We start from the raw sequence: 16984 nt of genomic DNA on the forward strand, positions 1-16984 counted from the left end.
GGACCGATGGCACCGCCGTCGAGGCTATCCCAGTCGAGCATCGCGAGGCGAGAGCGTCGGATGGCCGACATGGGCGCGAACCGCTCGCGTGGTCCTGTCGGCGAGGACGACCGGCGTCGGGCGGCCGCTCACCGTCCGGCGCGGGCGTCCTCGCGGTGCGGCCGGCCGTGCCCGTCATCCCGGTCGATCCGCAGCTCCCGCTCCAACTCGGCGATCACCGCGCGCAGATCGTCGAGCCGTTGGCTGATCGCGATGCGGTCCACCTCGTCCGGTACGCCGTCGCCGTCCTCGTCGTACCCCGGGGCCAGGCGTTCGGTCATCTCCAGCCGGCGTGCCTCCTCCATCGAGTTGACGATCACCGCGATGAGGATGTTGAGCAGCAGGTTGACGGTGATGACCACGTAGCTGACGTAGTAGAGCAGCGTCCACGGCGAGATCGTCATGCCCTGCTGGATGAGGTCCGGCAACGTCTCCAGGGAGAGCAGCACGAACAACGTCAGCAGGGACCGGCCGATGTCGCCGTACTGGTCCGGAAATCTGCTGCCGAAGATCAGCCAACCGGCCATGCCGTACACGTAGAGCGTCACCACGGCCAGCGCGAGGAAACCACCGACGCCCGGCAGGCTGCGCCACAGGGCGGAGACGATGGTACGAAGGCCCGGGGAGAAACGCACCAGCCTGACCATCCGGGCGACCCGCACCACCCGCAGCAGCGCCGGATCGCCGTGCAGGCCCGGAATGAAGATCGCCGCGATCACGGCGAAGTCGAAGACGTTCCAGCCGTGCCGGAAGAAGTCCTGCGGGCGACGGCCGTAGGCGGCCAGCCGAATGCCGATCTCGACGACGAAGACGGCTCGGAAGAGCAACTCCAGCCAGTGCAGCACGGTGCCCGCCACGGTCAGGCCCCGGTACGTCTCCAGGCCGAGGACGATCCCGTTGGCGAGGATGACGGCGACGATGCCGACCTCGAAGGGGCGCGACCGGGCGAGTCGACCGCAGGCGTCGACCAGTCTGGACCGGCCGGGCGCGGGCGCCGCCGACTCACCCCGCGGGACGGGTACGCGTGCGCCACTCACCAGTCGCCCGGCCCGATGGTGCGTGCGGAGGCCGCCGGTCGGGCCCACCTCCGGCCGGCGTCGTGGCGGTGCGGGCGGCGTGCGGGCATGTCCATCACCCTAACCAAGCGCCCGACCCGTGACCGACGGTCTCCCGCTCGGCCACGGGTGGGGTGACCGCGCGGCGCGTCAGTGGTGGCCGGTCCGTTCCGGACTGACCGGGGCTCCGAAGAACGTGGCGAAGGGATCCACGAACCTCGGATGGGCCCGGTTCACGGCGTCGTGGCCGCTGCGGGGAATCACCAGGGTCCGGGCTCGGGGCAACACGCTGGCCAGGGCCTCGTTGAGGTCGACGTAGTAGGGCGGGCTGTCGGCGCCGCAGGCGAGCAGCACCTCGGCGGTGACGCCTTCCCATCGGCTGGCCGGGCCGTCGTGCGCCCGGATCAGGGCTGACTCGTCCAGGGTCATCGGCAGCAGGTAGGCCATCGTCCGCCCGATCGGCGTACGCATGAACGCGCGGACGATGGCCAGCCGTACGCCGAACGGGAGTTTCGCCGCCGCCATCTGCGGATTGATGCCGGCGGCCGTGATGGCGAGGCTCCGGGCGATGTCGCCGGACCGCAGCGCCTCCTGTGCGGGGTCGAGCCACGCGGTGGGGAAGCCGCCGTCTATGGAGACCGCGGCGTCGTAGACGGCGAGCCGGTCGATCGGCAGTCGGAGCGCCGCCTGGAGCGCGATGAAGCCGCCGGAGCTGTGGCCGATGACGTTGCCGGACCCGGTGTGCTCCAGCACCACGGCGAGGTCGTCGATGTCCTGCTCGAAGGTGTAGGGCGTCGACCTGGGCGGGGCGTCCGCCCGTCCCCGCCGGTTGTAGAGGTGCACGGTGAACCGGTCGGCGAACGCCGTGGCGAGCCGTCGGTACATGTCGATGGTGATCCCGCCGCCGTGCACCACGATGATCCCAGGCCCAGTGCCCGTCGAGTGCAGCACGATGTTCGCGCCGTCCCGTGCCGTGATCCGCTCCATCGCCAGCCCACCTCCCGTGATTGAACTGCGAACGACGTTTGCAGTTTACAGTAGATCCGTGAGCGACGCACCCACGAGAGCCGGCGACGGCGGTTCCGACCGGCAGCCGATCTGGGCCAGACCCGAACGCGGCAGCCGCGGTCCCGCCCCGGCACACAGTCGCGACGCCATCGTCGCGGCCGCCATCGCATTGGCGGACAAGGAAGGACTCGCGGCGGTGTCGATGCGGGCCGTCGCCACCGCGCTGGGCACCGGGGCCGGGTCGCTCTACCGGTACCTGTCGTCCCGGGACGACTTGCTGGACCTGATGACCGACCGGGTGGTGGGGGAGTTGCGGCCGTACCCGCGGGCGGAGGGCGACTGGCTGGACGGGATGCTGTTGCTGGCCCGCCGGCAGTTGGCGCTGCACCGCCGCCACCCGTGGCTGACCGACGTGATTCACCGACCGTCTGGCATCGGCCCCGAGAGCCTGGCCTGGTTCGACACCTGCCTCCGGATCCTGGAACCCGTCCGCTGCGCCGTCACGGCAAAGTTCGAGGCGATCGCGATGGTGACCGGCGTGGTGAGCCTCTTCGCGCGCAGCGAGGCCACGGCCGGGTCCTTCACCTTCGCCGGCACCGACCTCGCGGCGTACCCGCACCTGGTCGCGGCGTTCGGTCAGCCCTCGCCACCAGCGCCCCGGACCGACCTGTTCGAGCGGGCCCTGCGCGGCCTGCTGACCGGTCTGCTCCTCGCCGAGCCCGCCGCGTAATCGACCACGCCCTGCCGTCCGGTGTGGGCGGAGCGCGCCGGCGGGCGGCGGGTGCGGACACCCGTCGCCCGCCCGGCTTGCCGGTCGGCTCGGCCGACGGTCAGGCCTGCGCGGCCCGGATCGCGTCGTGCAGCGGGGTGCTCGGCCTTCCGATCAGCCGGCTGAGATCGTCGCTGTCGGTCACCAGCTCACCGATGGCGATCGAGTGGTCGAGCGCGGCGACGAACCCGGCGGTGCCGGCGTCGAGCCCGACGTTCTCCAGGGCCGAGGCCAGCTCGGCGGCCGACAGGTCCTGGTGGACGACGGTGGTGCCGGTGACCTCGGTGACGGCCGCTGCCAGCTCGTCGAAGGTGAAGGCGGTGCCGCCCAGCTCGTAGACGGTGTTGCCGTCCTCCTCGCGGGTCAGCGCCGCGGCGGCGGCGGCCGCGTAGTCGCCCCGGGTCGCGGCGGAGACCTTGCTGCCACCGGTGGCACCGAGGATCGTGCCCGTCCGCAGGTACTGCGGCAGCTGGTCGGTGTAGTTCTCGGTGTACCAGCTGTTCCGCAGCACGGTGTGGGGGAGGCCTGAGGCGGCGAGGATCTCCTCGGTGGCCTTGTGCTCCGGCGCCAGCGGGTTCGTGGTGGTGTCGGCGCGCAGGATGCTCGTGTAGATCAGGCGCTCGACACCGGCGAGCTTGGCCGCGTCGATGACCGCGGTGTGCTGGCGCACGCGCTGACCGGGCGTGTCACCGGAGATCAGCAGCAGGCGGCGTACGCCGGCCACGGCGCCGGGCAGCATCGACGGGTCGTCGTAGGTGGCCCGACGGATCTCGACGCCACGCGCGGCGAGGTCAGCGGCCTTCTCCGGGGTGCGGACGATGGCGGCGATCTCGGCGGCGGGTACGCCGGTGTCGAGCAGCTGCTGGATCACCAGGCGGCCCAGGCGGCCGGTGGCGCCGGTGACGGCATAGGTGGGCATGACAACCTCCGATAGGGTGATGTAAACCTGTAAGCACTTACGAATCTACAGCACATGCTAAGTCGTAACTTTGGGGTAGGCTGGTGAGGTGAGCGACATGCCGGCCCGGGACCCGGCGGGGCCTACCCAGGAACTCGTCAGCGATGTCTTCGCGCGGGGCTGCACCTCCCGCGCGGCCTTCGAGGACGTCACCTCGAAGTGGGCGTCGCTAGCCCTGCTCGCGCTCGGTGAAGGTCGCTACCGGTTCAACGCGCTGCGCCGCCGCATCGACGGGGTCAGCGAGCGGATGCTCTCCCAGACCCTCCAAACCCTGGAACGCGACGGCATGCTCACCCGCGAGGTCCTCACGGCGATCCCGCCGCGTGTCGAATACTCGCTGACGCCCCTCGGCGCCCGGGTCGCGGAGCAGATTCGCGGCCTCGCCAACCTGCTGGAGGCCTCGGTGCCCGAGCTGCAGACCGCGCGCGACGCCCACGAGCGCGACCGGGGCTAGCGCTTCCGCGGCACACCTGCCGCGTTGATCATCCTGCGGCGGCCGGGTTGTAGCCTCAGCCCTCATGAGCTGGCTGCCTGACGAGTTCGTCCACCCCGTCCACGTGCCCGTGCCCGGCACCGCGCTGCACCTGCGGCCGATCCGCGAGGCGGACACCCCGCTCGACTACCCCGCCGTGATGGGCTCCCAAGAGCGCCTGTGGGAGATCTTCGGCCCGGCCTGGGCCTGGCCCCCGGCGACGATGACCTATGAAGAGGACCGCATCGATCTGCTGCGGCACGAGAAGGAGATAGCCGCGCACCAGTCGTTCAACTACGCGCTGCTGGACGAGGAAGAGACGGCGATCCTGGGCTGCGTCTACATCGACCCGCCCGAGCGCGCCGGCTCCGACGGCGAGGTCTCCTGGTGGGTGGTGGACGACCTTGTCGGCGGCGAGGAGGAGCGCGCGCTCGACGCGCTGGTGCCGTGGTGGATCGCGGCCGACTGGCCCTTCCGTCAGCCCCGCTATCTGGGCCGCGACATCACCTGGCAGGAGTGGCTCGCGCTGCCACGCGCCTCGTGAGCCGTCCGTGACGGTGCCCGCCTGGCCGTCAGGCGTTGAGCGTCTCGCGGGGCGGTACTCCGTAACTGGCGTGGTACCGGGCGGTGAACCTGCTGTGGTTTGCGAACCCCCACCGGCTCGCGATCGCCGACACGGTGTCCCGGCGAGGGTCGGCCAGGAGCAGGTCGTGGTGGGCCCGATCGAGCCGGACCTGCCGCAGGTACGCCATCGGGGTGGTGTCGAGATGACGGCGGAAGGCGAGTTGCACCGCCCGGAGGGAGACCGCCGCGGCGTCCGCGATGTCGGCCGCCGTGATGTCCCGGTCGGCGTGCTCGTCCATGAAGGCGATGGCCCGGCGCAACGTTGCGGTGTTGGCGTCGCGTCGGTCTTGGACGGTCGGATCGGTGACCGCGGTGTTGGGAAAGACGGTGAGCGCCGACGCGGCGAGCATTCGCGCGGCGTTGCCGATCACCAGCGGCTGCGCGCTGGCGATCGGGTTGTTCAGGACGACGTCGCTGACGTAGCTGGTGGTGTTGCGCCACTGTCGGGCGAGGGTCGCCGAGGCCGGGCCGATGTCGGTGAACCGGATCTGACCGGGTCGCCGGCCCGGCGCGGCGGTGGCGACCTGCGAGAGCACCGCGAGGTCCAGCACACAGATCTCCACCTCGCCGGGGTGCCAACGCACGCTGTACGGCAGGTCGGGCCGGGTGGCGAGAAAGACGTCGCCGGGAGCGAACCGGTGGGCCGTGCCATCACAGGTACGGTCGACCCGGGCGGTGTGGGCGCGGCAGATCACCAATCCGTCGATGGCACCCACCTCGATGTCGAGGTACGCCGTCTGCCCGGTGGTCGCGACGGCGAACGGCCCGGCGTCGACACGTTTGTGGACGAGCCGGATTCCGTCGTCCCCGCCGCGCATTCGTAGTTCCGTGTTGTACGTCCTGGCCAGGAAGTGGTGGATGGCCGACGGATCTCGGCTGTCGAACCCTCGGGTCTGCACTGGTGACGTCATCCGCTGTCTCCGTCCGGAATGGTGCCGCCGAATGGCGAACCAGGGCCGGCGGCGAGGTCGGGACGTGCCTGCGCGGAGGCGCGTCCCGGCACGCTGCTGCCGGCGGAGCCGTTGCGGTGCCAGTTCCCGCCCGCGCCGTCCAGTTCGGACGGGTGGCGGGACCTGGCGGCGGGGGTGTTCGGGTTGGGAGATCTCGGGGTGAATGAAGCGTTGTGAGCGGGACGGCGGCGGTCGGTCGAGCCAGTGTGGATCGGAGCTGATCTTTTGATTCCCGCTATCGGAATAGCCAATGACGGGAACTCAATCCCTACGATAATCCGCCCGTGTTCCGCTCGCGCTCGTCCGATCCGTTGAGTCGACTTCGCTTTCCGGCTACCGCGTCCGGGGTTCCTGCGTCTACTGGCCTAGCCATGCAGGTTGCACCGGCGGAATTCTTTCCATGATTCCCCGGGGGTCGTAGGGGATGCCGGGCGACTGGCCACATAGGGGGAGACCATTGGACAGTACCGAATCTGACCGGGTCGTTCGGTTCGCCGTGGCCGAGACGCTCGCGCGGGTGGCGGGCGAGGACAGTCTGGCACTGGGCGAGACGGACGCGTTGCAGAGCCTCGGGAGTGCGCTGCGCGAGGTGCTGCGCCGGGCGCTCGACGACCGGGTGCCGCTCACGACGCCCCAGTTCGTCGACCTGTGCCGCGACCTGCGCCTGAACCGCGACTCCATGGACCTGCTGGGGCACCACCTGCTGACGGCGCTGCTGACCCACCAGGTGGGGCCGGACGCGCTGGTCCGCGTCGGCGCACTCCTCGGCACCGTCCGGCGCTACCTGCCCGCCGGCCGGCAGCCCACGCACCGCAACGGCGGCCCGGTGCCCGGGCGACGCGACGTACGCTCCGACAACAACGTCGTGGGCCGGTACCGGCCGAAGCTGCCGGAACACCTGCCCAGCCCGCCGACCTGGACCTGCACCGGTTGTGGTCGCGACTGGCCCTGTGCCACCAAGCAGAGTCAACTCCTCGCCGAGTTCGGTGGGGCGCGCGCCGCCCTCGCCGTGTACCTCGGCTCCTGCCTCGTCGCCGCCGCGCAGGACCTGCCCACGCTGCCGTTGCCCGGGGCCCGGCTGCGCTTCCTGGGCTGGCTGCCCCGAGCCCGGATTAGAAACGCGCCCTAGGCAAGACCGGTATCGATGCGACGGAATGTCATCCACGCGCCGCATCCCGGGGCTGGCGACCATCGTGCCGATCTCCGCGATCTCCAGCTGGTACGACTACATGCGCTACCAGGGGGTGCTGCGGTCCGCCGACTATCCCGGCTACCTGCACTCGTACGTCAACGGCCGCACCGACGGGGTCTGCGCGGACGTGCTGGCCCGGCTGCGCGCCGACAGCGCCGAGGAGACCGGTGACCACAACCGCTTCTGGGCGCAACGCGACTACCGGCCCGCCGCGGGCCGCGTCCGGACCAGCGTGTTCGTGGCGCACGGCGTCAACGACCTGAACGTCACGACCAACCAGTTCGCCCGCTGGTGGCAGGAGTTGGCCGAGCAGGGCGTGCCCCGCAAGCTCTGGCTCTACCAGGCCGGCCACGAGGACCCGTTCGACGTCCGACGCGCCGAGTGGGTCGACCCCCTGCACCGCTGGTTCGACTACTGGTTGCAGGGGCTGCACAACGGGGTCATGGACGAGCCGCGGGTCGACCTGGAGACCGCGCCCGGAACGTGGACGACGCAGCGGGACTGGCCAGCGCCCGGCACCCGGTCGGTCCGGGTCGCCCTCGGCGCCGGGGACGGCGTGACCGGCACCCTCGGCGGGCGCGGCGCCCGGCCGGGCCGCGAGCAGGCGTACGTCGACGAGTCGCTGACCGAGGCCGAGCTGGTCGCCGAGCCGAACACCGCGACCTCCGGGCGGTTGGTCTTCCTCTCCGGCGCGCTCGCCGCGCCGGTACGGATCTCCGGCAGCCCCTCGGTGCGACTGCGGATCCGGGTGGACCGGCCGACCACCGAGCTGACCGCCCGGCTGGTCGACTACGGCACCGCCGAGCGGATCCGTTACGACAGCTCGGAGGGCGTGCGGACGCTGAGCACCGAGTCCTGCTGGGGAGCCTCCACAGCCGCCGACGACGCCTGCTACCCGGACACCGAGGAGATCACCGGGGTCTCCGACCACGCGGTGCTGACCCGGGGCTGGCTCGACGCCGCCCACCACCGTTCACTGCGGTTCCGCACCCCGCTGCTGCCGGACCGCTGGTACACCTTGACCGTGCCGCTGAACGCGTACGACGCGGTGCTGCCCGCCGGCCACGTGCTCGGGCTGGTGCTCGGCCAGAGCGACCCGGAGTTCACCGAGACCGACGACCGGGACGCCACCGTCCGGGTCGACCTCGGCCGCAGCGAGCTGATCCTCCCGCTCGCCGGTCGGGCCGGGTTGCCCACGGTCGACGTCGCGCCACGGGTGGTCACCGCGCCGGCCGACCCGTCGGCGGCCCGGACCACGCGGGACACCCGGCAGGTGCCCTGACCGGCCGGCCCGTTTCCGGCACCCCACGCTGTCATCGGGTGACCGACCGCAGCGTCGCGCCGCTGACGGCAGCGCCTTCAGTGGGTTTGGGCAGGGTGTTCATCGTGGACCCGTATCCCGTACAACCGCCGTTAACGGCCCTCTCCGAGGCTTCTTGATCAAAGAGCATTCGCTTGATCGAGGAGAGGCTCGCACGTGAGGGACAAGCAACCCGAAGAGGTCGAGCGCGCGCAGCTGACACGGCGCAAGCTGGTCAAGTACGCGGGCATCGGCGCGACGCTGGCCGCGGCCAGCCCGTTGGTGGGCGGCGGTGCGGCCTGGGCCGACGAGGAGCGGCGGCCCGGCGACGACAAGAACGACCGGGGTGACTCGAAGGCCCGGGCGTGGCGCGCCGGTGACCACCACGTCCACTCGGAGTACAGCGGCGAGTTCGACACCACGAAGTCGCCGATCGTCTTCCACAAGGGCGCGGACGCGGTCTACCCGATCGTCACCAACGCCATCATGGCCAAGAACTTCGGTCTGACCTGGGCGATGTGCACCGATCACGGTGGACCGACGCACTCGAAGGTGAACATCGAACAGGCGTACCCCGACCTGCTGCGCTCGCGCAAGCTGGTCCCCGAGGTGCTCCAGTTCTGGGGCATGGAGTTCGACGCGCCCTCGCTGGACCATCACACGCTGATGATCCCGCGCCACGACGACGAGGCGAAGCAGCTCTTCGAGCTGGAGAGCCGGTTCGCCAAGTACGACGCGTTCCCCACCGACCCGGCCCGGGACACCGAGGCCAAGATGGTGGAGTTCCTCAAGGTCGCGCGGGGCATGCCGCACAAGCCGCTGGTGATCGCCCACCACGCGTCCCGCTCGGCGCCCGGTCTCGGCGTCTACGGCCAGGACACCCCGCGCGAGTTCCGCAACGGCAACAACGCCGCGCCGGACGTCTACATTGGCTTCGAGGGCGCACCCGGTCACCAGGCCGGTCCGCTCAACGGTGGCGCGCGGGGCGGGTACGGCAACCACCCCACCTACGGCGGCTTCGACCAGATGACCGCGCGGGTTGGCGGGCTGTGGGACTCGCTGCTCGGTGAGGGCCGACGCTGGTGGATCACCGCGACCTCGGACTCGCACGTGCACTGGACGCGCGGCGGCTCGGACTTCTGGCCGGGCGAGTACAGCAAGACCTACGTGCACGCCCGCCAGGACTACGGCGACATCATGGACGGCCTGCGCAACGGCCGGATCTGGGTCACCACCGGCGATCTGATCCGCAGCCTCGACGTCACCGCCAAGTCCCAGGGCAAGACCGCCGAGGTGGGCGAGACCATCACGGTCAGCCGTCGCAACCGCACCGACGTCGACATCGAGATCAAGTTCCGTCCGCTGAACGGCGAGAACGCCAACGGTGACCGGCCCGAGGTCCGCCGGGTCGACCTGATCGTCGGCCAGATCACCGGGCCGAGCGCCAGCCTGGACGCCGACACCAACCCCACCACCAAGGTGGTGGCCCGTTTCGGCCCGCGCGACTGGCGCCGGCAGGGAGCGGACTACGTCATCCGGCACACCCTGCGCAACGTCGAGACCGACACCTACGCGCGGGTCCGCGGCACCAGCACTGACGAGGCCGAGCCGCTCGCCGACGGGCTGGAGAGCCCGTGGGACGACCTGTGGTTCTACTCGAACCCGGTGTTCGTGCACGTGCGCTGACCAGCGCGACAGCGGATCGCGGGTCCGCCGGTACGGCTCGACGCACGACGGTCGGGCGGTGCTGGCGGACCCGCGCCGCTTTCAGCGGCTGGCGGGCGACTCGCCCGGATGTCAGGCGGTGCCGCGGCGGCGGGCCCGGGCGGCGGGTGCCCGACTGCCCGGCTCGGGCGCTGCCCCCGACCGGTTCGGGCCAGGGGCGGCCGGGTCGGGCCGCACCTGCGCGACCACCTCGCATAGGTCGCGCAGCGGGTCGACCGCCTGGGCCGAGCAGGCGACCCGCTGGAGCAGGGCCCGCAGCGTCGCCGACTCGGCCGGCGTGAGCGCCCCCAGAAGGTGCGACTCGACCTGCCGCAGCGCCCGACGCCGCTGCTCCCACGCCGCGCGGCCGGCGGCGGTGACGTCCACCAGCCGGCTGCGCCGGTCGGCCGGGTCCGCCCGACGGGCCACGATCCCGGGGCGTTCCAGGTCGTCGATCAGGTAGGTGAGCACGGTGCGGTCGATGCCGAGTTCCTCAGCGATCGCACCCTGGTTCCGGGCCGGTCCGTTGATCGCGGCGGTGAGCACCTGGTAACCGCGCGGGCCGCCGGGGAAGTCGGCGAGCGCGTGCTCGGCCGCCCGGACGTAGCCACGGAAGACGATCCCGAGCATCCAGCCCAGGTCGTCGTCGAGCGGATCGGGCCGGTCCCGCGTGTCACTGGCACCCGTCATGCGTCGACAATAGCGCAGCACCGCAGACCTTGTTGGCAACAGATGTTCTGTATGGCATAAGGTTGAGGTCATGACGCGTCGTACCGAGGCGTCGCGCGAAACGGAGGCTCCGCAGATGGGCGACTACGGCCACGACCTGGTGTTCGGATCGTTCACCACGCCGGGCAGCGACGATCCGGACCGCACCGTCGGCCTCGCAGTCCTGGCCGAGCAGGTCGGGCTGGACCTGGTCACCTTCCAGGACCACCCGTACCAATCGAGGTTCCTCGACACCTGGACGCTGCTGAGCTACGTGGCCGCGCGGACCAGTCGGGTGCACCTGTCGGCGAACGTCACCAACCTGCCGCTACGCCCGCCGGCCGTGCTCGCCCGCAGCGTCGCCAGCCTGGACCTGCTCAGCGGCGGCCGGGTCGAGCTCGGCCTCGGCGCGGGCGCGTTCTGGGAGGCCATCGAGGCGATGGGCGGCCGACGGCTGACCCCCGGGCAGGGAGTGCGGGCCCTCGAGGAGGCCATCGACGTCATCCGCCAGCTCTGGGACGCCGAGGCGCGGGGAGGAGTGCGGGTCGACGGCGAGTTCCACCGGGTCGTCGGCGCCAAGCGGGGCCCGGCCCCCGCGCACGCGGTGCCGATCTGGCTGGGCGCGTACAAGCCGCGCATGCTCGAGCTCACCGGCCGCCGGGCCGATGGGTGGCTGCCGTCGCTGGGCTACCTCCAGCCCGGTGATCTGGCCAAGGGCAACGAGATCATCGACGACGCCGCGCGGCAGGCCGGCCGCTCGCCCGGGGACGTCCGCCGGTTGCTCAACATCTCCGGCCAGTTCGCCTCCGCCGGGCGCGGCACGCTGCACGGGCCCACCGAGCAGTGGGCGCGGGAGCTGGCCGAGCTCGCGCTAAGCGACGGCATCAGCGCCTTCATCCTCGGCAGCGACGACCCCGACGACCTGCGCCGGTTCGCCGGTGAGGTGGCGCCCGCCGTCCGCGAGCTGGTCGCCGCCGAGCGCGACCGTGGCACCGCGCCGGCGCGTTCCCCGGTCACCGAGCCGGCGGCCGTCGTCGAGCCCCCGGCGCGGCCGCGCGTGACAGGCGGCGCGTTCGCCGTCGTGCCGACCCCCGACGACGGGCGGCGGCTCAGCGACCAGCGCGTCTGGGACGAGTCGGCCCGGCCGAGCGGGCCCGCGCCCGACCCGACGCGCACCTACACCGCACAGGAGCAGGCGACCGGCCAGCACCTGGTGCAGGTGCACGACGGCCTGCGTGGCGAGCTGGCCCAGATCCACGATCTGATCGAGCAGGTCGCCGCCGGTGAGATCGACGCCGGCATGGCCCGGTCGCACATCAACACGATGACGATGCGACAGAACCGGTGGACGCTCGGCGCCTACTGCGAGTCCTACTGCCGCATCGTCACCACCCACCACACCATCGAGGACCAGGCGCTCTTTCCGCGGCTGCGGCAGGCCGACCCCCGGCTCCGCCCGGTCATCGACCGGCTGGAGCAGGAACACCACGTCATCCACGACGTCCTGGAGGGCGTGGACCGGGCCCTGGTCGCGTACGTCGGGGCGCCGGACGGGTTGGCCGAGCTGCGTGCGGCGGTCAACCTGCTGACCGACGCCCTGCTGTCCCACCTCAGCTACGAGGAGCGCGAGCTGGTCGAGCCGCTGGCCCGGCTGGGGGTGAGCTGACCGCGGCGATCCGGCTCGGCCGGGGGTTGCCCCGACCAATCTGAGAGACTACTTTCGAAACATGTCTCTCAAGAATCCGTTCGGGGATTTCGAGGTAACCGAGCCGCAGGCGCTGCGCGCGCTGGCCCACCCGGTCCGGCTGGCCATCCTCGACCGCCTCCAGCGGCACGGCCCCGCGACCGCCACCGGGCTCTCGCCGCACGTCGGCGCGACGCCGTCGGTGGTCAGCTGGCACCTCCGGCATCTCGCGACGTTCGGCCTGGTCACCGATTGGGAGGGCGCCACCAGCAAGCGGGAGCGCTGGTGGCAGGCGGCCGCCCGGGGCTTCCGCTTCACGCTGCCCGACGACGCCGAGGGGCAGGCCGCCGCCCGTCAACTGCGCGGCGAGATGTTCGCCCGGGCAGCCGACGCGCCGCAGCAGTGGCTGCTGCACGACGAGCCCCGGTTGGACGCCGAGTGGCGCGGGCTGGCCGGGGTGGCCGACACCCGGTTCGTGGCAACCCCCGACGAGCTGCGGCAGCTGGAGGACGCGATCGAGCAGCTGCTCGCCCCGTACGTACGGCGCAAGGACGAGCAGGAGTCACCGGCCGGCGCGCAGGTCGTCCGGATGCTGCGCTACCTGCTGCCCGAGCCCGGCGACGACCCGGCGACGTCGTGACCACCGTCGACACCGCGCCACCGCCGGCCCTGCACCGCGACCGGCGGTTCCGCACCTTCTGGATCGGCGAGACGATCTCCCAGTTCGGTGACCGGATCAGCGAGCTGGCGCTGCCGCTGATCGCCGTCTCCCTGCTCGCCGCGACCCCTGCGCAGGTCAGTGTCCTCACCGCGCTGATCTGGCTGCCCAACCTGCTGGGCCTGTTCCTGGGCGCGTGGGTGGACCAGCGCACCCGCAAGCGCCGGCTCCTGATCATCGCCGACCTGGTCCGCGCGGCGGTGCTGCTCAGCCTGCCGGTGGCCTACCTCTTCGACGCGGTCACCCTCACCCAGCTCTACCTGGTGGCGCTGCTGACCGGCGCCGGGGCGGTGCTGTTCGCCATGGCGCGCCAGGCGTTCTTCGTCGCGTTGGTGCCGCCGTCGGCCTACGTCGACGCGACCAGCAAACTGAGCATGAGCCGCGCCGTGTCCTTCATGGCCGGCCCTGCCGTCGGCGGTGGACTGGTCCAGGCGCTGAGCGCGCCGGTCGCCGTCATCGTCGACGCGGTGTCGTTCCTCGGGTCCGCGCTGCTGATCGGCCGCATCCCGGTGACCGAGGCGCCTCCGCCGCCACGGCGGTCGTCCACTCTCGGCCTCGTCCGCGAAGGTCTCGTGCTGGTGCTGCGCCACCCGGTGCTGCGCGCCGCGCTCGGCTGCACCAGCACCGTCAACTTCTTCTCCTTCATCGCCACCGCGTTGCTGGTGCTGTACGCGAATCGCGAACTCGACCTGTCCGCCGGCGCCATCGGCATCGCGTTCGGCGCCGGCGCGATCGGCGGGCTCGCGGGCGCGGCACTGGCGCCCCGGGTCTCCCGCGCCATCGGATTGGGCCGTACCGCGATGATCGGCGCGGTGCTCTTTCCCGCGCCGCTGGCGCTGACCGCGCTGGTGACCGGGCCGACCTGGGCGAAGGTGGCCACGCTGGCGGCCATCGAGCTGGTCTCCAGCGTCGGGGTGATGCTCATGGACGTCAACCTGAACGCCCTCATCACCGCGGTCACGCCCGACGACGCACGGGGCCGCCGGGCCGGCGCGTACGGCGCGGTCAACTACGGGATCCGGCCGCTCGGCGCGCTGGTCGGTGGCGCGCTGGGCACGACCATCGGGCTGCGGCCGACGCTCGTCGTCGCCGGCCTGGGCGGCGCGCTCGCCGTTTTCTGGCTGCTCGCGTCGCCGGTGCGCCACATCGCCAGCCTCGATACGGCGACCTGACCCCTCCGGCAGACCACCGGCCGTGCGGCGGGCGCCGCACCGCCGGTGGGGAGCGCCCGACGCACAGGGGCCGCCATCGCCTGAGCGGCCCCGGGCAGCTCAGTCCGCGGGGGCCAGCAGCAACCGGGCCAACTCCGCGGGCTGGGAGACCATCGGCCAGTGGCCGGTGGCCATCGTGACCAGTCGCCAGTGCTCGCTGGTCAGCAGGGCGGCCACGGTGTCGTTGGGCTCGGGCCCGTCGAGCAGGCACTTGACGTACGTGGTCGGCAGCTCGCCGAGCGGGCGGGTCAGCACGGCCGGCTCGGTCAGCGTGGCGGCGGGGTGCGGGGTGAAGCCCTTGGTCAACCGGGCGACCTGCTCGTCGGTGAGCCCCTGGCCGTCGAGCTCGGCCGCGCTCAGCGGCGGCCAGTAGCCGCCGTTGTCGGCGAGCAACGACTCCAGCGCCGCCGGGCCCTGCCACCAGCCGGACGCGAACGACCCGCCGTCGACCGGCACCTCCGAGTCGACGAAGACCACCCGGCTCAGCCGGTCGCCGATCCGCCCGGCGGCCTGACCCACCGGGATGCCCGAGTAGCTGTGCCCGACCAGCACCACGTCGCGCAGGTCGCGCCGCTCGATCTCACCGACGATGTCCTGCACGTGGGTCTGCTGCCCGGCCGGCACACCCTGCTTCTCGGCGAGGCCGGAGAGGGTCAGCGGATGGGTGCCGTGGCCGGCCGCGCGCAGCGGCGGCAGCACCTCGTCCCACGCCCACGACCCCAACCACGCCCCTGCCACCAGTACGAATTCAGCCATGGACCGGACCCTAGCCGGGCCCTCCGACATCGCCGCCGCACCCGCCGAGCGGTCGTTCGTTCAGCAGTGGTCCAGTGCGGGCGGGCCGGCGTCGACCGGCATCCGGTAGATCCGGACCGGGTAGTCGACGGCGGCGCGTCCGCCGTTGAGCCCGGCGGTCAGGTGCAACTGGGCGGCCGGCAGCCAGAGCCGGGCGTCGGCGTCGATCCACATGGCGTCCACCCAGGCGAGCCGGGAGTCGGCGACGAGTGTGCGCACGGTGCGGTCCGGCGCCAGGGCGAGTATGCGCCGTCGTTCCACATCGCTGAGGTAGATGGTGCCGGCGGCGTCGATCGCCGTACCGCCGGTGCTCGGGGTGTCGAACCACCGTTCGACCCGCCGGCCCAGCTCGTCCGCGGACATCGACGGGTCGTCCAACCACCGGGTGCCGATGCGGGACATCCCGCCGGAGGCCGGTTGGTAGTACAGCCACCGGCCGTCGGGGGACACCTCCACCTGGTCGGCGTGCACGTGGACCTCGCCGCCGTCGGGGTCGCGCAGCGGACGGCCGTCCGCCACCAGGCGCCCGCCCACGGTGCTCGGATGTCCGTCCAGAACCCGCCTGGCCCGCCCCGAGTCGAGGTCGAGCACGATCAGGCCCGGCGAACCGGCGTCGGTCAGGTAACCGACGCCGTCGTGGAACCGGACGTCGTCGACGTAGCTGGTGGGGTGCACCGCCGACTCCAGGTGGTAGATCCGGTCGACCCGGTCGCTGTCCGGGTCGACCACGATCAGCCGGGCCCCGCCCGGGACCTGCCGGGTGCCGATCCCCGGCGCGCCCGCGTCGATGATCCACAGCCGGCCGTCCGGGCCGGCACGCAGCCCGTTGACGGTGACGAACGCGGTGTCCGGTGGCTGATCGGCCTGATTCCACGCGGCATCCGGGTACGGGTCGCGCCGGCCGTCCGGCAGTGCCTCGGCGACCCGCACGCCCGGCCCGTCCGCCGACGGGTAGCTCAGAAAGATGCGCCCCCGCAGGGTCGTCACGCCCGTGCACACCCGGTCCTCGGCGAGCACCGGCGTCAGTCGAGGGTCCTCCTCGGTGGGCAGCGTGGACACGGGACCGCTCCTCACTCGCCCGACGGCGTCGTGGGCGCCAACCGGTGGCCGGGGGAGCCGACCACCCGGCGCGCGGTATCCCCGGGTCGTGCCGCCCGAAACCGGCGGCCCGTGGGTCGCCGCCGACCGCCACCCGCCCGGCGGGGCGCTCAGCCGGGTGGCGGGGCGGGTCGGTCCACCAGGGCCGCGAGTCGCTTCGGGGCGAGCAGGCAGTAGCTCTCGGTCAGCAGCTCGGCGACCTCGTCCCAGCCGGTGTCGTCGTCCACGACCATGCCGAGCACGGTCGGGCCCCACTCCGGCTTGTAGAAGGGATGCCCGCTGGCCACCAGCCCGGCGATCTCGTCGGGCGGTGAGCGGAAGATCAGCAGGCAGGTCGGGCGGTCCACGTCCGCGGCGCGCGCATGGGCGGCCTGGTGGTCGGGATCGACGGTGAGCACGTGGGCGAAGGTCCGCTTGCGGATCCGCCAGCGGGTGCCCACCCACGCCGGCTCCTCGTACGTCTCCGGCAGCCCGAGGCAGATCGGCCGCAGCCGGTCGAGGACCTCGGGTGGGACGTCTCCAGGTTCGGTCACGGTCCGCGACCCTAGCCGGGCGATACGACAGGTCACCGTCTCCCACGGCGGTACGGGCGTACGGGACGTGTGTCGACGGACTAGCGAGTGAGCAGGGCAGACGTCAATAGACCTACGTGCATGAAATTGAGAGCGATCGGCATCCCGGGTCATCGGTGTCGGCTGA

At 72.1% G+C, this 16984-nt stretch carries 17 protein-coding genes; 9 read left to right on the plus strand and 8 right to left on the minus strand.

The genetic code is table 11. The features are described 5' to 3' along the window. Positions 1-128: 128 nt before the first annotated feature. The gene (locus tag ACFYPS_RS22045) at positions 129-1076 is read right to left on the minus strand and encodes an ion transporter (RefSeq protein ID WP_387326576.1); all 948 of its coding nucleotides are present in this window, start codon (positions 1074-1076) and stop codon (positions 129-131) included. Positions 1077-1244: 168 nt separating this feature from the next. Further along, positions 1245-2081 (minus strand): alpha/beta fold hydrolase, encoded by an 837-nt coding sequence (locus tag ACFYPS_RS22050; protein WP_387326579.1) that lies wholly within the window; start codon positions 2079-2081, stop codon positions 1245-1247. Between the two features lie 58 nt (positions 2082-2139). Here ACFYPS_RS22050 and ACFYPS_RS22055 point away from each other — a divergent pair, with 58 nt between their 5' ends. Then, positions 2140-2832, plus strand: coding sequence for a TetR/AcrR family transcriptional regulator (locus tag ACFYPS_RS22055; protein WP_387326581.1), 693 nt, complete (start codon positions 2140-2142; stop codon positions 2830-2832). 100 nt (positions 2833-2932) lie between these two features. Here ACFYPS_RS22055 and ACFYPS_RS22060 read toward each other — a convergent pair whose 3' ends face one another. Then, positions 2933-3790, minus strand: a complete 858-nt coding sequence (locus ACFYPS_RS22060) for an SDR family oxidoreductase (protein WP_387326584.1) — start codon at positions 3788-3790, stop codon at positions 2933-2935. A gap of 97 nt (positions 3791-3887) precedes the next feature. Here ACFYPS_RS22060 and ACFYPS_RS22065 point away from each other — a divergent pair, with 97 nt between their 5' ends. Continuing rightward, a complete protein-coding gene (locus ACFYPS_RS22065) occupies positions 3888-4283 on the plus strand; it encodes a winged helix-turn-helix transcriptional regulator (RefSeq protein ID WP_387326729.1) in 396 nt (131 codons plus the stop codon). Between the two features lie 64 nt (positions 4284-4347). Further along, on the plus strand, positions 4348-4845 hold the full coding sequence (locus ACFYPS_RS22070) for a GNAT family N-acetyltransferase (RefSeq protein ID WP_387326586.1): 498 nt from the start codon (positions 4348-4350) through the stop codon (positions 4843-4845). 28 nt (positions 4846-4873) lie between these two features. Here the strand turns inward: ACFYPS_RS22070 and ACFYPS_RS22075 are convergent, their stop codons facing one another. Beyond that, a complete protein-coding gene (locus tag ACFYPS_RS22075; protein WP_354966739.1) occupies positions 4874-5836 on the minus strand; it encodes a helix-turn-helix domain-containing protein in 963 nt (320 codons plus the stop codon). A gap of 496 nt (positions 5837-6332) precedes the next feature. Between ACFYPS_RS22075 and ACFYPS_RS22080 the strand changes: the two genes are divergently transcribed. From ACFYPS_RS22080 to ACFYPS_RS22090, 3 genes are all read left to right on the plus strand, one after another. Next, entirely contained in the window at positions 6333-7004 is a 672-nt protein-coding gene (locus ACFYPS_RS22080) for a hypothetical protein (RefSeq protein WP_354966738.1), read from the plus strand. Positions 7005-7029: 25 nt separating this feature from the next. Beyond that, the gene (locus ACFYPS_RS22085; protein WP_387326590.1) at positions 7030-8349 is read left to right on the plus strand and encodes a CocE/NonD family hydrolase C-terminal non-catalytic domain-containing protein; all 1320 of its coding nucleotides are present in this window, start codon (positions 7030-7032) and stop codon (positions 8347-8349) included. A 195-nt stretch (positions 8350-8544) separates the two neighbouring features. After that, the gene (locus tag ACFYPS_RS22090) at positions 8545-10053 is read left to right on the plus strand and encodes a phosphoesterase (RefSeq protein WP_387326593.1); all 1509 of its coding nucleotides are present in this window, start codon (positions 8545-8547) and stop codon (positions 10051-10053) included. A gap of 111 nt (positions 10054-10164) precedes the next feature. Here the strand turns inward: ACFYPS_RS22090 and ACFYPS_RS22095 are convergent, their stop codons facing one another. Beyond that, positions 10165-10761, minus strand: coding sequence for a MarR family winged helix-turn-helix transcriptional regulator (locus tag ACFYPS_RS22095; protein ID WP_354966735.1), 597 nt, complete (start codon positions 10759-10761; stop codon positions 10165-10167). Between the two features lie 70 nt (positions 10762-10831). On the opposite strand from ACFYPS_RS22095, the gene ACFYPS_RS22100 reads away from it, so the two are divergent. From ACFYPS_RS22100 to ACFYPS_RS22110, 3 genes are all read left to right on the plus strand, one after another. Further along, the gene (locus tag ACFYPS_RS22100) at positions 10832-12445 is read left to right on the plus strand and encodes an LLM class flavin-dependent oxidoreductase (RefSeq protein ID WP_387326596.1); all 1614 of its coding nucleotides are present in this window, start codon (positions 10832-10834) and stop codon (positions 12443-12445) included. 61 nt (positions 12446-12506) lie between these two features. After that, on the plus strand, positions 12507-13103 hold the full coding sequence (locus tag ACFYPS_RS22105) for an ArsR/SmtB family transcription factor (RefSeq protein WP_387326599.1): 597 nt from the start codon (positions 12507-12509) through the stop codon (positions 13101-13103). After that, positions 13100-14353 carry an MFS transporter gene (locus ACFYPS_RS22110; RefSeq protein WP_354966732.1) on the plus strand — a complete coding sequence of 418 codons (1254 nt, stop codon included), beginning with the start codon at positions 13100-13102 and terminating at the stop codon, positions 14351-14353. Before ACFYPS_RS22105 ends, ACFYPS_RS22110 begins: the two co-directional genes overlap by 4 nt. Before the next feature lie 99 nt (positions 14354-14452). Here ACFYPS_RS22110 and ACFYPS_RS22115 read toward each other — a convergent pair whose 3' ends face one another. The 3 genes from ACFYPS_RS22115 to ACFYPS_RS22125 form a co-directional block, all read right to left on the minus strand. Further along, positions 14453-15148 carry an alpha/beta fold hydrolase gene (locus ACFYPS_RS22115; RefSeq protein WP_387326602.1) on the minus strand — a complete coding sequence of 232 codons (696 nt, stop codon included), beginning with the start codon at positions 15146-15148 and terminating at the stop codon, positions 14453-14455. A 60-nt stretch (positions 15149-15208) separates the two neighbouring features. Continuing rightward, a complete protein-coding gene (locus tag ACFYPS_RS22120) occupies positions 15209-16246 on the minus strand; it encodes an L-dopachrome tautomerase-related protein (protein WP_387326605.1) in 1038 nt (345 codons plus the stop codon). A gap of 149 nt (positions 16247-16395) precedes the next feature. Continuing rightward, the gene (locus ACFYPS_RS22125) at positions 16396-16818 is read right to left on the minus strand and encodes an MmcQ/YjbR family DNA-binding protein (RefSeq protein WP_387326608.1); all 423 of its coding nucleotides are present in this window, start codon (positions 16816-16818) and stop codon (positions 16396-16398) included. Positions 16819-16984 lie beyond the last annotated feature (166 nt).

It is taken from the genome of Micromonospora sp. NPDC005087 (assembly GCF_042872965.1).
Lineage (GTDB): Bacteria > Actinomycetota > Actinomycetes > Mycobacteriales > Micromonosporaceae > Micromonospora.